Origin of the sequence: Hymenobacter mellowenesis, assembly GCF_030581005.1 — a bacterium.
Taxonomy (GTDB): Bacteria; Bacteroidota; Bacteroidia; order Cytophagales; family Hymenobacteraceae; genus Hymenobacter; species Hymenobacter mellowenesis.
This window is the reverse complement of sequence record NZ_JAUQSX010000004.1, coordinates 372538-390422: the sequence shown is the minus strand read 5'-3', so window position 1 is coordinate 390422 and position 17885 is coordinate 372538. Positions and strand designations below refer to the sequence as shown.

Genomic DNA, 17885 nt, shown 5'->3' with positions numbered 1-17885 from the left:
GAGCTAGAAAATCTTGCCTGGATTCAGAATCCCATGCGGGTCGAACACGTTTTTGATGCCGCGCATCAGGTTCAGGTTGGCCTCTTTCAGGGCGATGCCGATATAGCCTTTCTGGACAAGCCCGATGCCGTGTTCGCCCGAGATGGTACCGCCCAGCTTCACGCACAACTCGAAGATTTCGGAAATGGGCTGGCGCAGGCCCACGTTCCACATTTCGTCGTCCAACTCGCCGCGAATGATGTTGACGTGCAGGTTGCCGTCGCCGGCGTGGCCGTAGCACACGCTCTTGAAGCCGTAGCGCGTCCCGATTTCCTTCACGCCTTTGAGCAGCGTGGGCAGCTCGGCGCGAGGCACTACGGTGTCTTCCTCTTTATATACGGAGTTGTAGCGCACCGAATTGCCGATGTTTCGGCGAATCTTCCACAGGTCATCTTTCTGCCCGGCAGTGTCGGCCAGCAGAATTTCGCCCACATCGTACTTCTCCAGCACACCATATACCTGCTCGGCTTCCTTATATAGCTCGTCCAGGTCCTGCCCATCGAGTTCGATGAGCAGGTGGGCTTTGATGTCTTCGGGCAGCGTGAGCGGAATTTTCAGGTAATCGGAGGACCAGGCAATGGCTTCGCGCTCCATAAACTCCATACCCGACGGGATGATACCGGCCCGGAACACGGCGGAAACCGCGTCGGCGGCCTCTTCTTCCTTGCGGAAGGGCACAAGCATCAAGATATTGTGCTTCGGGAACGGCAGCAGGCGGAACACCACTTTGGTAATGATGCCCAGCGTGCCCTCCGAGCCCACCATGAGCTGGGTGAGGTTGTAGCCGGTGGAGTTTTTGAGGGTGTTGGCGGCTGTCCAGATGATGTCGCCGTTGGGCAGCACCACCTGCAGGTTCAGCACGTAGTCCTTTGTGGTGCCGTATTTCACGGCTTTGGGGCCGCCGCTGCTGTGGGCCAGGTTGCCGCCCAGCGAGCAGCTGCCTTTGCTGGCCGGGTCGGGCGGGTAGAACAGGCCCACTTCCTTCACCGCGTTCTGAAACACCTCGTTCACCACGCCGGGCTCCACGGTGGCCTGCAGGTTGCGCTCGTCAATCTGCAGGATTTTGTTGAGCCGCTCGGTGCTCAGCACCACGCCGTGGTGGATGGGCAGCGCGCCGCCGCTCAGGCCGGTGCCGGCGCCGCGGGGCGTCACCGGCAGGCGGTGCTCGTGGCAGAGGCGCATGATGTCGCCGATTTCCTCGGCCGAGCCGGGGCGCAGCACCACGTCGGGCGCGAAGTGGAAGTCTTCGGTGTGGTCGCGGCCGTAGTCGGCGTAGGCGTCGGCGGTGGCGGCGGCTTCGGCGCGCTGGGCCGTGAGCACGTGCGCGGGCCCAACGATGGCCTCGAAGGCAACCAATAATTCGGGGGTCAAAACGTTAAATTCCATGAGCGGCAAAACGGTAAAGGCCGCGCAAACTATCTTTGCGGCCGATGGGGAGGGTGACAACGAAGATACTACCGCTACTGCTGCTGGCTTTGGTCTTGCTGGCCGGCTGCCACCGCAAGCTCAACTACCGCGACGGCCAGTACCGCTCGGCCCGCGAAATGGTGCGGCTGAAGAAAGGTGGGCGCGTGGCCCCCGCCCGCCCCGGCGGCAAAGTGAAAGCCGTGGGCGCCACGCCCAGCGGCGGCAAAACCAAGGTGGTGGTGAAGCGCGCGGCCCGCATGGGCAGCGCCACCGGTACCCTAGCCTCGGTCATCGACGTGGCCCGCTCCTACCAGGGTACCCCTTACCTCTACGGCGGCACCACGCGCCTGGGCCTCGACTGCTCGGGGCTGTTACAGCTCTCGTTCGGCGCGGCCGGCATCGTCATTCCCCGCTCATCCAACGAGCAGGCGGTATGGGGCGAGCCCGTGAAATCGACCGACCTGCAGCCGGGTGATTTGATTTTTTTTGGGGCCGCGCCCGGCAGCCGCACCATTACCCACGTGGGCATGGTGACGGTGGCCGACGACGAAGGGGTTGATTTTATTCACGCCTCGACGTCGCTGGGGGTCGTGGAAAACAGTTTGGAGTCTGATTATTACCTCAGCCGCTTTATTCGGGCCGTGCGGCCTCGTTTGTAATATTCCGCCGTTACCTTTGTGTTGTAACGGTTCGGCATGTCCTTTCTAAATAATGGTAAAACTCCCGTAATATTGGCTCTTTCAGCCCGGTTGTACCTTTGCCTTTGAATTCTGTTCTCACTTTCGTCTCACTAGTCCCACTGTTTCACCAACCCTTTTTTGTATGAATAATTTACGATTACGCCACTTTTTCCTGCTGGCGCTGATGCTCCTCGGCGCCCACGCCGGCTGGAGCCAAGGCGCCACCACGGCGGCCATGAGCGGCCTGATTAGCGACAAAACGGGTGCAGGCCTGCCCGGCGCCACGGTGATTGCCGTGCACACGCCCACCAACACCCAGTACGTGGCTCCGACGAACGCCGACGGCCGCTTCAACATCCAGAACATGCGGGTGGGCGGGCCTTATACCGTGAAAGTGACGTTCGTGGGCTACAAGGATTTGGTGCGCGAAGGGCTGTTCCTGAGCCTGGGCCAGAACCAGCGCTTCGACCAGCAGCTGAGCGACGCCAGCACCGAACTGGCCGAAGTGACCGTGAGCGGCCGTCGCGACCCGGTGATTAACGCCGGCCGCACCGGCGCGGCTACCACCGTGCAACGCGAGCAAATCGAGCGCTTGCCGTCGTTGAGCCGCTCGTTTGCCGACTTCACCCGCCTCACGCCCCAGGCCAGCGGCACCGGCAACAACAGCTTCGGTGGCCGGAATGGCAACTTCAACAACATCACCATTGACGGGGCCATCTTCAACAACTCCTTCGGCCTGAGCGGCACGGTGGGTGGCCAGGCCAACGCCCAGCCCATCTCGCTGGACGCCGTGCAGGAAATTCAGGTAAACCTGGCGCCTTACGATGTGCGTCAGGGCTCGTTTACGGGGGCTGGCATCAACGCCGTGACCCGCTCGGGCACGAACGATATTTCGGCTTCGATTTACGGCTTCCGCCGCTCCAGCAGCTTGGTGGGCAGCAAAGTGCGTGACCTGGACCAGAAATTCCCCGACTTCTCGCTGACCCAGCTGGGTGCCCGCGTGGGTGGTCCCATCATCAAAGACAAGCTGTTCTACTTCGTGAGCGTGGAAGGCGAGCGCCGCGACGACCCGCCTGGCACCTACGTGGCCAACCGCGAAGGCCTGCCCATTCCGAGCCCGACGAGCACCACGTCGTCGGCCAGCGCCCGCGAACTGGACGTGCTGTCGAACTTCCTGCAAACCCAGTACAACTACAGCACCGGCCCCTACGAAGGCTACAAGCTGGCCCAGAACTCGGACAAGATTACGGCCAAGCTGGACTGGAACATCAACTCGCGCAACACTTTCTCCATCAAGTATAACTACCTGAAATCGTACCGCGACGTATCGCCTTCGGGCTCGGGCTCGCCCACGGTAACGGGTGGCCGCTCGATGTCGACCAACACGCTGCCCTACCAGGCCGCGTACTACCGCATCAACAACAACCTCAATTCGTTCATTGCCGAATTGAACTCCAACTTTGGCAACGGCATCTCGAACCAGCTGCAGGCCGGCTTCACCGCGCAGCGCGACTTCCGTTCCTCGCTCGGCGGCTCGCCTTTTCCGTTCGTTGACATTCTGTATAATGCCAACGGCCCCGGCGCGGTTAACAACGAATTCACGTCGTTTGGCTACGAGCTGTTCTCGCCCATCAACATCCTGAACTCGGACATCTACCAGCTGTCGGACAACATCAGCAAAACCATCGGTAACCACTCGCTCACGCTGGGTACTTACAACGAATACTATAAGTTCCAGAACGGCTTTGCCCCCGACTTGTACGGCCGCTACCGCTTCAACTCGCTGACCGACTTCTACGCGTCGGCCGGTTACGACTACAACCCTGCTACCCTGGCCCTCACGGCCCGCACAGGCGGGGCCCTGGCCTCGGCCACCAACAACTACACGGTGCGCTACCCCCTCAACATCGACAACGGCAACCCCGGCCTGGGCTTCCCGCTGGCCGAAACCAAAGCCGCGCAGCTGGGCTTCTACGCCCAGGACGAATGGAACGCGATGACCAACCTGAAAGTAACGGCCGGCCTGCGTATTGACGTGCCGATTATCCTCAGCGACCTGCAGCGCAACAACGACGCCGCCAACATCAGCTTCCGCGGCGGCTATCAGATTCTGACCGACCAGGTGCAAAAGACGTCGGTGATGTGGTCGCCTCGCATCGGCTTCAACTGGGACGTGAACAACGACGGCAAAACGCAGCTGCGCGGCGGTACCGGCATCTTCACCGGCCGCGTGCCTTTCGTGTGGATTTCGAACCAGGCCAGCAACAACGGTTTGCTGGGCGGTGTGTACAGCGCTGGTGGCGTGGCCTTCAATCCTACGCCGGGTGCCCTGCCCGCTTCGGCCAACATCAACCAGACTACTCTGCCGGCTACCTATAACCTGGCCGTGACCGACCACGACTTCAAATTCCCGCAAGTGTGGCGCACCAACATCGGCATTGACCAGCGCCTGCCCGGCGACGTGGTGCTGACTCTGGACGCTATTTTCACGAAAGACATCAACGCGGTGTACTTCGACAACGTGAACCTGCGCGACCCGCTGACGAACGCCAAAGGCGCCGACACCCGCCAGATTTACCGCGAGCCCACCGCCCTGAACCGCACCACGGCCGCTCCCCGCCTGTCGGACTACCAGGTGAGTTCCAAAATCGTGTCGAACGACGGTGCCATCGTAATGCGCAACACCAACAAGGGCTATTCCTATACCCTCACGGCGCAGCTGCAGAAGTCGTTCAACAACGGCGTTGCCGCCAGCCTGGGCTACACCTACTCCGACTCGCGCGACGTGGCCATCGGCGGCTCGACGCCGTTCTCGCTGTGGTCGGCCCGTCCCATCTCGGGCGACCCCAACGCCAACACGCTGGGCTACTCGGACTTCCTACGCCAGCACCGCGTTATCGCCTCGCTCTCGTACCGCAAAGAGTACATCGGTCATTTGGCCACCACCATTTCGGGCTTCCTCGATTTGGGCCCCAACGGCCGCTTCTCGTACGTGTACAACGGCGACATGAACGGCGATGGCGTGAACACCAACGACCTGATGTACATCCCGCGCAGCCGCGGCGAAATCAACCTGACCAACCTGACGCTGTTCAGCGGCACGGCCCAGCAGACCATTTACACGGCCGACCAGCAGTGGACCGACCTCGACAACTACATCAACCAGGACGACTACCTGAGCAAGCACCGCGGCGAGATTGCCGAGCGCAACGGCGCCGTGCTGCCCTGGGTTGGTTTCGTGGATGCCCGCTTGTTGCAAGATGTGTTCACCAACATCGGCAAAAACCGCAACTCGCTGCAGTTCAGCCTTGATGTGTTCAACATCGGCAACCTCATCAACCGCAACTGGGGCGTGGCCCAAACGCAGCAGCGCAACTCGCCGCTGTCGTTCGTAGACTACGACCAGACCTCCGGCCAGCCGCGTTTCAACTTCAACCCCATCGTGAACTCGCGCACGGTATTCCCCGACGGTTCGACCACCACCAGCGTGCAAACGCTGAACACGACGAACCGTTACGTGACCACGGAAGCCTCGCGCTACCGCATTCAGCTGGGCCTGCGTTACACCTTCAACTAAGGTTGTCGCCTTCACTCCGTAACTAATCCATGCATATGAAACAGTTATTTTTTGCTATCCTGGCGGGCCTCACCCTGGCTTCCTGCTCGGAAATCAGCACCGACCCGGCCCCAGCCCGCGTCACCCGGACGGCCCAAACGGTGACGGTGACCTACAACCTAACTAGCAGCACCATCGCCAGCGATACGTTGCTACAAGGTGCTCAGATAGATGTGTACACCCTGAAGCCGACCACCAATGCCGACGGTACGCTCACCTACCCGGCTATTACGGCGAGCACCGCGCCGGTTTTCACCACCACTGCCATCACCACTACAGCACAAACCTTCACGGTGGCAACGGGCCTGACGGTGGCCGAGAACACGCCCAACCTAGGCATCCGCGTGGTGTTGCGCAGCAGCAATCGCCCGGGCCGCCGCACCAATTCGCAGCGCCTCACGGCAGCAGTGGTTATCAATGGCACCAGCCGGGCCACTTTCAACCACCAAGGCACCAACTTTAGCCGGACGGCCGCTGTGCCGAGCGTGGGGTACTTCTCCACCACCGGCGATGCCAACGTGGCTGGATACGTTTACTAAGCTGCCTATACTATTGAGTATTCTGGTTTGAATGCTCAGCCGTCAAACGCCCGCTGTTGGTTAACAGCGGGCGTTTTTCTTTGCTCAGCTCCGCCGTCTCTCCTAAAAATTCCGGGCAAGTCAACTGCTGGCTATTTTTTAGTAACTGACTCCATGGCGTTTGCGCCAAACTGAGAAAAAAATCAAACGCGAAATTTGGCAAACCACGAATTGGCTGTACTTTTGTCGAACCAAAGCGCAATAGGCACGGCGGTAACAACCAAATCAGGGGGATTAGCTCAGCTGGCTAGAGCGCTTGCATGGCATGCAAGAGGTCATCGGTTCGACTCCGATATTCTCCACTGATACACCCACAAACAGGCAGTTGCGACTTCGGTGGCGGCTGCCTGTTTTGTTTTCGGGGCATAGTGATTTGGCCACCAGAGCCGGAGGTTGAGATGAAAAATATGGCTCAGGGCTGAATTAAAAATAGTAGCAGAAAACGGGCTGAATTGTTGACAGCTTGCAGCCAAAGCCGGCCTGGGAAAGCGAAGCTCGTAAGCATCCTTGCTCATTGGGGCACGGGCGGGCGCCGGACGCAGCACATGGGCCGCTTGTTAGAATAGGCCAGTAGCACTTTTCGGTTTTATATTGAGCAGGAAATCAACCTACTGCTCAATGCTAAAACAATTACGTATTCTGGTATTGCTCCTCCTGGCGGGCCTGGCTCTGTCGGAACGGGCCCAAGCGGCGCCGGGCGACACTACCCGCGTCACCATCTTCAATCAACGCAAGCTCACGCACTACGGCTTTTACGACACCACGGCGGTGATGCCAGCCGCCGGGCGGCGCTACCGCAAGGTGCTGATGCACTACATTCTGGGGCGCTACGCCTGCGCGCCGGGCTCGCAGTACTGCGGCTCCTGGGACTACACTACGCGCCTGATTCTGCGCCCGCCGGCCCACGACAGCGTGGAAATGGTGCGCATCATGACGCCCTACGCCACCGACTGGCTGACCCGCAACAAAACCCACGACTACGTGGTGGACGTGACCGACTACGCGCCCCTGTTGGTGGGCAGCCCCGGCATGCGCTTCGACTACCAAGGCTACTCCTGGGGCTTCACGGTAACGGTGCAGTTGGAGTTTATTGAAGGCACGCCGCCGCAGGACCCCATCGATGTGCGCAACGTGTATGACGGCACGTTTGCCTACGGCCGCACCTCCGACCCCATCGAGAGCCACCTGCCCGCCCGCCCGCTGGTAGCTCCTTCGGCCGGCACCATTGCCCTGAAAAGCCTGATTTCGGGCCACGGCTCCGACCCGGCGGGCTGCGCCGAATTCTGCCGCCGCTACTACCAGCTGTTTATCAATAACCAATGGACCAGCACCACTTCGCTGTGGCGCGACGACTGCGGCAAAAACGAGGTGTACCCGCAAACCGGTACTTGGGTGTATGACCGCGGCAACTGGTGCCCCGGCGCGGTGGTGCGGCGCATTGTGCAGCCGCTGAACGGCCTGACCACGCCCGGCCAGCCGTTCACCCTCGATATGAACATGCAGCCATACACGGCCTCGAACCAGACGTCGGCCTCGGCCCAGTACATCTGGAGCAGCCAGCTGGTGACGTCGGGCGCAATCAATTTCCAGACCGATGCCTCGCTCGACGAAATCATCGCGCCGAACTCGAACGAGAACTACGTGCGCGAAAACCCCATTTGCGGTGGGCCACAAGTGCGACTGCGCAACCTAGGCAGCAACCGCCTCACGGCCGCGACCATTGCCTACCGCGTGAAAGGCCGCGGCCCCACCCAGACTTACAACTGGACCGGCGACCTGGCCTACGGCCGCGACACGCTGGTGGTGCTGCCGCCCCTGAGCACGCTCATGAACAACACCACCGGCGGCCGCTTCCAGGCCTGGACGGCCAGGCCTAACGGCAGCCGCGACCAGAACGCCTACAACGACACGCTGACCACGCGCTTCTCGCCGTCTATCCAACTGCCCGGCTCCATCACGGTGAGCATGACGACCAACAACGCCCGCAACGGCCTCTACAACGAAACCAGCTGGCAGATTGTCGACGTGGCCGGCAACGTGGTGGGCCAGCGGGTGAACGCAGCCGCCAGCACCACCTACAACGACAACGTGCGACTGGCGCCGGGCTGCTACTCGCTGCGCCTGACCGATACCGGCTGCGACGGCTTTTCGTGGTGGGCTTCGCCGGCCACGGTGGGCACCATGCGCATCCTGAACTCGGCCGGCAGCGCGCTGAACATCATCAACGGCGACTTTGGCTGCGAGTACACGCTCAATTTCCAAGTGGCCGGTCCGGTGTCGGGCGTGGCCAGCCAGAAGCTGCTGAGCGCCCTGGACGTGTACCCCAACCCCAGCCACGATGGCCGCTTCACCTTCGACCTCAACCTGCCTACCACCCAGGATGTGCAGCTGCGCGTAGTGGATGCCCTAGGCCGCCGCGTGTGGGCCCGCACCCTGCCGCAGGTGAAAGCCACCGTGCAGCAACTCGCCCTCGACGGCGTGGCCCCCGGCGTGTACGCCCTCGAAGTGCGCCTGGCCGATGGCTCCACCCTGAACCGCCGCCTGGTGATTGACTAGGTTTTAGTTACTAATAACCGAGGCCGTCATGCCGAGCGCAGCGCAGCATCTTTACCTCAGTAGTAATTGATTGCATTGCGCGGTAAAGATGCTTCGCTGCGCTCTGCATGACGTTCTTTTTACTCGCTATAAATACCAACTCTCCTTTCCTTACCCTTACACCTTGAATGCAAAAAGCCCCCGCAGCGTGCTGCGGGGGCTTTTTGTTGCCCAACGGGGCGGCTATTGCTTGCTCACCTTGATGGTGCTGCTGCAGTGCTCGTCTTGGTAACGGACCAGGTAGATGCCAGCGGCCAGGCGGCTCAGGTCGAAGCGGGCCGTTTGGCTGGTGATGGACTGGGTTTGGAGCACGCGGCCGGTGAGGTCGGTCAGGCTGATTTGGGCGTGGGGGCTGGTGGCGGCCACCGTCACGGTGAGGGCATTGGTGGCGGGGTTGGGGAAGGCGCTCAGGGCTACTTCCTGCTGGCCGGGGCGGGTGGCGGTGATAACGCTCAGGTTCACGAAATAGTCCTCGGCTTCGCCGTAATCGGACTGCGACGCGCCACAGGCCTGGGTGGCCAGCGGCAGCAAGTCGTCGCCGCCGCGAATGCGCATTTTGGTCTGGCCAAACAAGGCGGTGCCAGGTACCGTCACCAGAATAGAAGCACTGCCATTGGAGCCGGCATTGGTACCGCTCGTAAAGTATTCGCTGGCCTCAAAAATGCCATTTCGGTTAAAATCAACCCAAATGGCGCTGTACTGGAAGTTTTCAGCGCCAAAGGTGAGCGTTACCGGGTTTGGATAGCCGATGAATAGCTGCGGAATGGCCAGTGTGGCGGGCTGCTGGGTGCTGTAGTCCTGATAATACGGGGCCACGTTGCCCAGCGCGCCCGTATTGTTGCTGAACGAGCCGATGCTCACGCTGCGGATGATGTCGGTGTTGCCGCCGCTCACGTAAGTAGGCGTGCAATAGCACTGCGTGAACGGGGCCACCGTCACGCTCACCGGGGCCGACACGGCCGTGGCGCTGCTGGCCGCGCAGGTGATTTGCAGGCGGTAGTCGGTAGCGGCCGCGAGGCTGGCCACGGTGAAGGGCACAGTGGTGGCGCCGCTGATATTGGTGAACGTATTGGCACCGGCCGGGCTGCTCTGCCACTGGTAGCTCAGGCCCGTGGCGCCGGTGGAGTAGCCACTGGCGCGCAAGGTGAAGGCCGTGGCCGGGCACACCGCCGTGGTGGAAGCCGTGGCCGTGCCGCCGGTGGGCGTGCCGGCGCAGGCCACGGGCGCCACAATGGTGACCACATAGTCTTCCACCTCGCCAAAGTAATTGTTGAAGCAGGCCTGGTTGCCCACCACGCCGCCGTTGTTGGAGCGCACCCGCAGGCGCGTGGGCCCGGTGAGGGCCGTGGCCGGAATGGTGACGTTGGCGGTCAGGCTCAGGTTGAGGGCCGCGAAGCCGGTGGCCGGTCCGGTGCCGATGAGGGTGTACTCGCTGGCCTCGAAGGTGCCGCTGTGGTCGTAGTCAATCCAGATGCCGGCGGCGCTGCTGGCGGCATTCACCCGCAAATCGAGGGTGACGGGGTAAGTGGTGCCCTGGCTGAGGGTAGTGGTCAGGGCCGTGTTGGCGGTGTAGCTGGTGTAGCCGCCGGGGCTGCAGGTGGTGCCGGTGTTGCCTAGCGAGGCCAGGGTCACACCCCGAATCCACTCGTTGGTGCAGTTGCCACCGGTGGGTGTGCAGTAGCAGTTCAGAAAAGAATTCTGGGGCACGTTCACGAGCGGCGACGTGGACGAGAGGTTGCTGCCCGAGCAGGTAACCACCACGCGGTAGTCGGTGGCGGCCGTCTGGCTGGCCACGGTGTAGGGCACGGTGGTGGCGCCGCTGATGTTCGTAAACGTATTGGCGCCGGCCGGGCTGCTCTGCCACTGGTAGCTCACGCCCGAGCCGGAAGAGGCCCCGGTGAGGTTCAGCGTGAAGCTGTTGTTGGTACAGGCGCTGGCGGTGCTGGCGGTGGGTACTCCGGCGGCCGGCGTGCCGCTGCATACCGAATTAATGGTGATGCCCATGATGTTGAGCACACCCGTGGTTGAGGTTTTGGCGAAGCCCACGCTCTGCACCAGCTTGCCGAAGTTGGCCGGCGCGAGGGTAAGCAGCAGCTGGTAGAGGCGCGGGTTAGCGGCGTTATTTTCGCGGTTTTCGACGCCGCGCTGCACCCGGCCCAAGCCCAGGATGGCGTAATTGGCCCCGCCGTACCAGTCTAATACCGTCTGGCTGGCAAACACTTGCGTGGTGCCATCGGTAAACGTCACGGTGATGTTGACCGTGCTGGCGCCGCTGCCCGACGTGGCCAGCACGTACACCTCGCCCGCCGACTGCGGCGTGGCCAATGTGAGCGTGCCCGACCCCGTGCCGGTGCCGGTGGGCGTGGCCGGCATCCGCAGCGAGTTGTTGCCGGTATAGGGCGCCAACTGGTAGGTCAGGCCCGCGGTGGCGGCACTGCTGATGAGGCCGTTGTTGGGCAGAAACGACGTGCCCGTGGGGTTGTAGTCCTGCGCCATGAAGACGTAGTTGCTGTCATCGACGCCTACCGTGGTCGAGTTCGTGGACAAGCCCGTGCCGTTGGCCACCACATCGGCGGTGAAGCCCGTGAGGGACACGGGCACGTAGGCCGCCTGCGCCCGCGGGGCCGCGCCCAAACCCAGCACACAGAGCGCCAACTTCAATAATGGAGTAAATTTTAGTTTCATTCGATGAAGGTTAAATCCTTCTAAATGTATTGCTAAAATTGACTGGCGTGCTGTAACTGGCTTAGAAAATTTTCTATTTAATTAAATTTTAAATTCGGGTTTTATTATTTGAAACGCCTTTTACTGCAACATCTTACCTTTTTAGAAGCTGCAACTATTTTTTTGGCAAAAACGACTTTGCTTCAGCAGAAGCTATTTGATACCCAAACCCTTTTCTGCCCCGTGCCAACGCCATAGCGGCACACGCTTCGCCGAAATTTCAAGGCGCAAAAAAGCCGGGCTGAGCAGCCACCGCTAACGGCGACCACCCAGCCCGGCCCGGCAATGCATACTTGCGCTACGTTGCCGCGCGCCTACACAAACAAGCCTTCTACCGACAGGTACCGCTCGCCGGTATCGTAGCAGAAGGTGAGCACGCGGCTGCCCTGCGGCATGTCGGACAGCTTTTTGGCAATGGCCGCCAGCGACGCCCCCGACGACACGCCCACGAACAGCCCTTCCTCGCGGGCGGCGCGGCGCGTCATCTCATACGCCTCCTGCTGGCTCACCGTGATGGCGCCGTCCAGCACGTTCACGTGCAGGTTGTCGGGGATGAAGCCCGCGCCGATACCCTGAATGGGGTGCGGCCCCGGCGCCCCGCCGCTGATAACGGGCGAGGCCTCGGGCTCCACGGCGAAGGTTTTCATACCCGGGAAGTGGGGCTTGAGCACCTCCGTCACGGCTGTGATGTGGCCGCCGGTGCCTACCCCGGTGATGTGAAAGTCAAAACCCTCGGGGGCGTCGCGCAGGATTTCCTGGGCCGTGGTTTCGGCGTGAATTTTCGGGTTGGCGGGGTTTGAAAACTGCATGGGCAGCCAGGCGCCGGGCGTGTTGGCCACTATTTCCTGGGCTTTTTCAATGGCGCCCTTCATGCCTTTTTCGCGGGGCGTGAGCTCCAGGTTGGCGCCGTAGGCGGCCATCAGGCGGCGGCGCTCGATGCTCATGCTCTCGGGCATCACCAGCGTGAGCTTGTAGCCCTTCACGGCGGCCACCAGGGCCAGGCCCACGCCGGTGTTGCCGGAAGTGGGCTCCACAATCAGGCTGTCTTTGGTAAGCAGGCCGTCGCGCTCGGCCTGCTCAATCATGCTCAGGGCAATGCGGTCTTTGATAGAGCCGCCGGGGTTGGCCCGCTCCAGCTTCACCCACACCTCCACGTCGGGGCGCACGGTGGCAAATATTCGGTTGAGGCGCACCAGTGGCGTATTGCCAATGGTATCGAGAATGGTATTGGCTTTCATATGGTGAAGTGATATGGTGTTTGGGTATTTGTGGTGTGAACTCAGCGAGTCCGCGCATCGGTCGTTCAAAAACGCGCGGACTCGCAGAGTCCACGCTACAATCAAATGGAAAAAACCAGTTCCGCCGCCGGGTCCACGCTGCGGGAGATGTTGATGTGGGCGCGGTGGTACACGCGGGAGTGCGAGGGTACGCTCTCGGTGAGCCACACGTTGCCGCCGATGACGCTGTGCGCGCCCACTACCGTGCTGCCGCCCAGGATGGTAGCTCCGGCGTAAATTACCACATGGTCTTCGATGGTGGGGTGGCGCTTCTGGCCCTGCAGGCCCTTGGTCACGCTCATGGCGCCCAGCGTCACGCCCTGGTATATCTGCACGTTGGCCCCGATAATGGCCGTTTCGCCGATGACGAGGCCCGTGCCGTGGTCGATGCAGAAGGCCGGGCCGATGTGCGCGCCGGGGTGGATGTCGACGCCCGTGCGCTGGTGGGCGTGCTCGCTCAGCAGGCGCGGCAGGCGGGGCAGCCCGCGCTGGTGCAGGGCGTGGGCAATGCGGTAGAGCGCCGTGGCATAGAAACCGGGGTAGGAACCGATAATTTCGCCCAGCCCCTGAGCGGCCGGGTCGCTGGCGAAAATGGCGGTGGCGTCGCGTAGCAGGGCGGCGCGCAGGGCCGGCAGCTGGGCCGTAAACTCATCGGCCAGCTCGGTGGCGGGGGCCGGCAGGGCCGGCACCTTGGCCAGCAGCACAGCCAGCTCGGAGCGGAAGTGGTAGAGCTCGGCGGCTACGACGTCGGCGTTGGGCAGGGGCCGCTCGGCCCGGTACGGAAACAACAGGCCCAACAGGCCATCGGCCAGGGCGCAGAAGGCGGCCCCGGGCAGGGCATCGGGCACGGCAGCATGGGCCTGGGCCAGCTCGACAGCGAAAGATTCGGGAAGCACGGAAACAGAAAAAAGGAAGGTGATGAACCGGGGGACTTAACCAAGCGGGCCGGCGAAGGTTTTCGGCCGGCCGCAGCAACGGCGCAGCAGCTTCGGCCGTTACGGAAAAGGCCGGCGGCCTCCGCGGCTCCCGGCCAAAAGATACTCCTCCCCTTTCTTAATCCAACACCTCATGGCCGATACCACCATCATCAAAGTAGATTCTCACCACTCGCCCAAAGGCCCCGACGGCGAAAAATACCTGGCCTCGGGCAAGCACGTAGCCATGCGCATGTGGGAAAACGAGCAGCCCGGCGAAGCCAAAGCCCCCGCCACGCGCCCTTACGAAACCGTAGGCTACGTGCTCAGCGGCCGCGCCGAATTCCACCTGGCCGGCCAAATGGTGCTGCTCGAGCCCGGCAACTCCTGGGTGGTGCCCCAGGGCGCCGAGCACACCTACAAAATCCTCGAAACCTTCACGGCTGTGGAAGCCACCTCGCCCCCGGCGCAGGTGCACGGGCGGGATACGGAATAGGTTGGCTCAGAACAAACCAGCTACAAGAAGAACGTCATGCTGAGCGCAGCCGAAGCATCTCTACCGCGCCACTAATTATTTAGTATTGCGGTAGAGATGCTTCGGCTGCGCTCAGCATGATGTTCTTTTTTATTCGTTTACTCCCTCTCTAACGGCCCTATTCCTCCCCCACCCCCACCGCCTGCTGCCGGCGCGGGCCCAGCACCCAGTCGTACACCATTTTCACGAGCGTGGCTTCTTGGAAGGGCTTGGTGATGTAGTCGTTCATGCCCACGGCGAGGCACTTTTCGCGCTCGCCCTGAATGGCGTTGGCCGTGAGGGCGATGATGGGCAAGGCCGGCCCCAGCGCCTCCCGGATGAGCAGAGTGGCCTCGTAGCCGTTCATTACGGGCATTTGTACATCCATCAGCACCAGGTCGAAGGGTTGGGCGCAGGCCAGGGCCACGGCTATTTCGCCGTTGTATGCTTCGGTCACTTCCAGCTCGGCATTGCCGAGGAATACCGACGCCAGCATACGGTTGAACACGTTGTCTTCGACCAGCAGCACCCGCTTGCCGCGCAGGGCGTGCCGCAGGCCGGTGGTGTCGGCGCCCGGCTTCTGGGGCACGTCGTGGGCGGTGCCCACGGGCAGGCGCAGCACAAAGCGGCTGGTGGTGCCGTGGTTTTTCCGGCTTTCGATGTGCAGCTCGCCGCCCAGCAGCTCCACCAGCTTCCGGCTGATGCCCAGCCCCAGCCCCGTGCCGCCAAACTGCCGCGTCACCGACGAATCTTCCTGGCTGAACTCTTCGAACACCTGCGCCAGGTACTCGGCATCGATGCCAATGCCGGTGTCCTGCACCGTGAATTCGACTATGGCCTCGCCGGTGGGCGTGTGCCCCCGCAGCGCGCAGGAAATATGCACGGTGCCGCGCTCGGTGAATTTTACGGAGTTGCCGGCCAGGTTGAGCAGCACCTGGGTGATGCGGTAGGGGTCGCCGAGCAGCACGGCGGGCATGGCAGGGTCGCAGTTCGTCACGAAATCCAAGCCTTTTTCGGCGGCCTTGTAGTGCAAGGTTTGCTCCACCTGCGCGCACACCCCGCACACGCTGAAGCCAATCTTCTCGACGGCCAAACGCCCGGCTTCGATTTTCGATAAATCCAGGATGTCGTTGATGATGACCAGCAGGTTTTCGGCCGAGGCCGTGATGGCGTGCAGGTAGCGGGCCTGCGCAGTGCTGAGCTCGGTGTTGGCCAGCAGCTGGCTCATGCCCAGGATGGCGTTCATGGGCGTGCGGATTTCGTGGCTCATGTTGGCCAGGAAATCCTGCTTGGCGCGGGTGCTGATTTCGGCCAGGCCCTTGGCTTCGCGCAGGTTGGTTTCGAGGTGTTTCTGGGGCGTCACGTCGAGGTAGATGCCAATGGAGCCCACCAGCTGCTGGTCGTCGTCGTAGAGCGGGGCGCCGCTCACGAGCAGCCATTTCACCTCGCCGTTTTTAGTGGTCACGGCTATTTCGTAGGAGTCGGCAATGCCCTTCTGACGCATTTCGAGCTTGCTTTCCACCAGCTCCAGGTCGTCGCCGGAGAGCAGCAGCGGCGAGAGCTTGCGGCCCCGCAGCTCGTCGGTGCAGTAGCCCGTCATGTCGCAGAAGCTCTGGTTGGCGTAGAGCAGGTGGTCGTCCAAATCGGCCTCTACCAAGCCCAGCGACATGTTTTCGATGATGCCGCGGTACTTCTCCTCGCGGCGCTTGAGGTCTTCCTCGGCGTGGGCGCGGGCCGTGATGTCCTCATACTTCCACAGGTGGCCGATGTAGCGGTGCTGGTCGAAAATCGGGGCAAAGTCGCGCTGCAGCACGCGGCCGTCGCGCAGCTTCAGCACATCGCCCACCACCGGCCGGCGGCGGCGCAGCAGAGCCGTGATGCGCGCCACGTACTGGTTGGGGTGTTGCACCAGGTCGCGGGCGCCCTCAGCCAGCGCGGCCCCCTGCTGCCCCGCCAGCTCCTGCGGGGGCGCGGGCACCTTCAGCAGGTGGCCAAACGCCTGATTGGCGAGCACAATATGCCGGTTTTCATCTTCCAGCACCACCCCTTCGTGGAAATTGGCAATGACGGCCGTCAGGCGCAGATTGGAAGCATCGAGGGCTTCGCGGGCCTTTTTCAGCTCCGAAATATCGGTGTGCACGCCCGTGAAAAGCAGCGGTTCGCCGTTGGGCGCGCGCGCGGTGATGAGCGCCCGGCTCAGCAGCCATTTGTAGCTGCCGTCCTTGCAGCGCATCCGAAATTCGACGGCCATCATCGGGGCTTTGCCGCGCAGGTAGGCCCAGGCGCTGCGCTGGGCCGGCTCCAGGTCGTCGGGGTGCATGTGGGTCAGCCAGCTGCTATACTCGTTCGGAAATTCCTCTTCGGTGTAGCCGCCGAGCATGGCCCGGTAGTCGGCCGAGTAAAAAACGGCGTTCGAGCGCATGTCCCGCTCCCAGATGCCGTCGCCGAAGCCTTCGATGGCCAGGTGCCAGCGCAACTCCCTTTCGCGCAGGGCCAGCTGGGCTTGTTTCAGGGGCGTGATATCCTGTAAAATTCCGGTGTAGATGACGCCGCGCTCATCCACACCAGTCACGCTGGAACTGGCTTGCAGGTAGCGCAGGGGCTGGCCCGGCACCACCACCCGGCCCTCGAAGGCCCACGGCAGCCGGGCGCTGGTAGCGTCGGCCATCGACTGCAGGAAACCGGCCCGGTCGTCGGGGTGAATGAACTCCGGCATGCGCTCGACTTCATCCCGCCGAAGCCCGAATATTTCCAGCAGCTTGGGGCTGACGTAGTTGAACTGAAAGCTGCCGTCCAGGTTTTTGCGCCATTCGTAGAGCACGCCGGGCACGTTTTCGGCCAGGGCCCGAAACCGGTTTTCGCTCTCGGCCAAGTTGGACCGGGCTTCCTTCCACTCCGAAATATCTTCCAGCAAGCCGGCCATCACCACCTCGCCCCGCTCGTTATGGATGGGCTGCACCTTCACCCGTATCCAGCAGGCGGTGGCCCTGGGGTGGGGGCTTTGGATTTCGTAGTTGAATGGCAGCCGGGCCCGCAGGCTTTCTTCGATGTATTTAAGGGTCTTCTCGTCGTCGAGGCCCGGGCGCAGAAACGTGGCCGGGTACCGCCCCAGCACCTCTTGCGGCTCGAAGCCGCACAGGGTAGAAAACCCCTTGCTCACCCACGTCACGCGGCCTTCGCTATCGGTGAGCACCACGGCGGTGTACATTTCCTGCATCAGCTGCAGCAGCTCCTGCTGGTTGGGCAGAACCGGGGAGGCCGGGCCGGCTGGCACCGGCGCCTGGGCCAGGGCCGCCCGCAGCACCGCGTTTTCGGCCTGCTGCTGGGCCAGCGCGTGTTCTAGCTCTGCTCGGGTCATGGGCATGGGCACTGTGGCGGGTGGGCACTCAAAAACAACTGCTATTTTCCGACGCCCCCGGCGCCCCGGCCGGGCCACTGTTGCGAAGCCCTGACCAATTCAAGAATATAAATGCAAGCAAAATACGGGCGCGGGCGCGAAGCAGATGCTACCAATAAGCTTCTACTACAGATACTTGACTTA

At 62.2% G+C, this 17885-nt stretch carries 11 protein-coding genes and 1 tRNA gene; 6 read left to right on the top strand and 6 right to left on the bottom strand.

The window, feature by feature from the left end; genetic code table 11:
• Positions 1–3: 3 nt before the first annotated feature.
• Positions 4–1425 carry an FAD-binding oxidoreductase gene (locus Q5H92_RS10150; protein WP_305011403.1) on the bottom strand — a complete coding sequence of 474 codons (1422 nt, stop codon included), beginning with the start codon at positions 1423–1425 and terminating at the stop codon, positions 4–6.
• A gap of 53 nt (positions 1426–1478) precedes the next feature.
• On the opposite strand from Q5H92_RS10150, the gene Q5H92_RS10145 reads away from it, so the two are divergent.
• The 3 genes from Q5H92_RS10145 (at position 1479) to Q5H92_RS10135 (ending at position 6281) form a co-directional block, all read left to right on the top strand.
• Positions 1479–2105: a C40 family peptidase gene (locus Q5H92_RS10145; RefSeq protein ID WP_305011402.1), complete on the top strand. Its 627-nt coding sequence runs from the start codon at positions 1479–1481 to the stop codon at positions 2103–2105.
• A gap of 163 nt (positions 2106–2268) precedes the next feature.
• The gene (locus Q5H92_RS10140) at positions 2269–5703 is read left to right on the top strand and encodes a TonB-dependent receptor (protein WP_305011401.1); all 3435 of its coding nucleotides are present in this window, start codon (positions 2269–2271) and stop codon (positions 5701–5703) included.
• Positions 5704–5738: 35 nt separating this feature from the next.
• Entirely contained in the window at positions 5739–6281 is a 543-nt protein-coding gene (locus Q5H92_RS10135) for a hypothetical protein (RefSeq protein ID WP_305011400.1), read from the top strand.
• Between the two features lie 10 nt (positions 6282–6291).
• On the opposite strand, the gene Q5H92_RS10130 is transcribed toward Q5H92_RS10135, so the two are convergent.
• Positions 6292–6522, bottom strand: a complete 231-nt coding sequence (locus Q5H92_RS10130; RefSeq protein WP_305011399.1) for a hypothetical protein — start codon at positions 6520–6522, stop codon at positions 6292–6294.
• Between the two features lie 26 nt (positions 6523–6548).
• Here Q5H92_RS10130 and Q5H92_RS10125 point away from each other — a divergent pair.
• Both Q5H92_RS10125 and Q5H92_RS10120 read left to right on the top strand, forming a co-directional pair.
• A tRNA-Ala gene (locus Q5H92_RS10125) sits at positions 6549–6622 on the top strand.
• A 316-nt stretch (positions 6623–6938) separates the two neighbouring features.
• Positions 6939–8876, top strand: a complete 1938-nt coding sequence (locus Q5H92_RS10120; RefSeq protein ID WP_305011398.1) for a peptide-N-glycosidase F-related protein — start codon at positions 6939–6941, stop codon at positions 8874–8876.
• 222 nt (positions 8877–9098) lie between these two features.
• Here Q5H92_RS10120 and Q5H92_RS10115 read toward each other — a convergent pair whose 3' ends face one another.
• From Q5H92_RS10115 to Q5H92_RS10105, 3 genes are all read right to left on the bottom strand, one after another.
• Positions 9099–11600 carry a GEVED domain-containing protein gene (locus Q5H92_RS10115; protein WP_305011397.1) on the bottom strand — a complete coding sequence of 834 codons (2502 nt, stop codon included), beginning with the start codon at positions 11598–11600 and terminating at the stop codon, positions 9099–9101.
• Between the two features lie 353 nt (positions 11601–11953).
• Positions 11954–12877: a cysteine synthase A gene (gene cysK / locus Q5H92_RS10110; RefSeq protein ID WP_305011396.1), complete on the bottom strand. Its 924-nt coding sequence runs from the start codon at positions 12875–12877 to the stop codon at positions 11954–11956.
• 101 nt (positions 12878–12978) lie between these two features.
• Positions 12979–13812, bottom strand: coding sequence for a serine O-acetyltransferase (locus Q5H92_RS10105; RefSeq protein WP_305011395.1), 834 nt, complete (start codon positions 13810–13812; stop codon positions 12979–12981).
• Between the two features lie 172 nt (positions 13813–13984).
• On the opposite strand from Q5H92_RS10105, the gene Q5H92_RS10100 reads away from it, so the two are divergent.
• Positions 13985–14326, top strand: coding sequence for a cupin domain-containing protein (locus tag Q5H92_RS10100; RefSeq protein ID WP_305011394.1), 342 nt, complete (start codon positions 13985–13987; stop codon positions 14324–14326).
• 157 nt (positions 14327–14483) lie between these two features.
• On the opposite strand, the gene Q5H92_RS10095 is transcribed toward Q5H92_RS10100, so the two are convergent.
• The gene (locus Q5H92_RS10095) at positions 14484–17702 is read right to left on the bottom strand and encodes a PAS domain S-box protein (RefSeq protein ID WP_305011393.1); all 3219 of its coding nucleotides are present in this window, start codon (positions 17700–17702) and stop codon (positions 14484–14486) included.
• Positions 17703–17885 lie beyond the last annotated feature (183 nt).

What these genes read in the sequence shown, in the direction of transcription:
- Q5H92_RS10120 (WP_305011398.1), top strand. Translation starts at nt 6,939, where the DNA reads ATGCTAAAACAATTACGTATTCTGGTATTGCTCCTCCTGGCGGGCCTG.
- Q5H92_RS10100 (WP_305011394.1), top strand. Translation starts at nt 13,985, where the DNA reads ATGGCCGATACCACCATCATCAAAGTAGATTCTCACCACTCGCCCAAA.
- Q5H92_RS10115 (WP_305011397.1), bottom strand. Translation starts at nt 11,600, where the DNA reads ATGAAACTAAAATTTACTCCATTATTGAAGTTGGCGCTCTGTGTGCTG.
- Q5H92_RS10140 (WP_305011401.1), top strand. Translation starts at nt 2,269, where the DNA reads ATGAATAATTTACGATTACGCCACTTTTTCCTGCTGGCGCTGATGCTC.
- Q5H92_RS10150 (WP_305011403.1), bottom strand. Translation starts at nt 1,425, where the DNA reads ATGGAATTTAACGTTTTGACCCCCGAATTATTGGTTGCCTTCGAGGCC.
- cysK (WP_305011396.1), bottom strand. Translation starts at nt 12,877, where the DNA reads ATGAAAGCCAATACCATTCTCGATACCATTGGCAATACGCCACTGGTG.
- Q5H92_RS10135 (WP_305011400.1), top strand. Translation starts at nt 5,739, where the DNA reads ATGAAACAGTTATTTTTTGCTATCCTGGCGGGCCTCACCCTGGCTTCC.
- Q5H92_RS10095 (WP_305011393.1), bottom strand. Translation starts at nt 17,702, where the DNA reads ATGACCCGAGCAGAGCTAGAACACGCGCTGGCCCAGCAGCAGGCCGAA.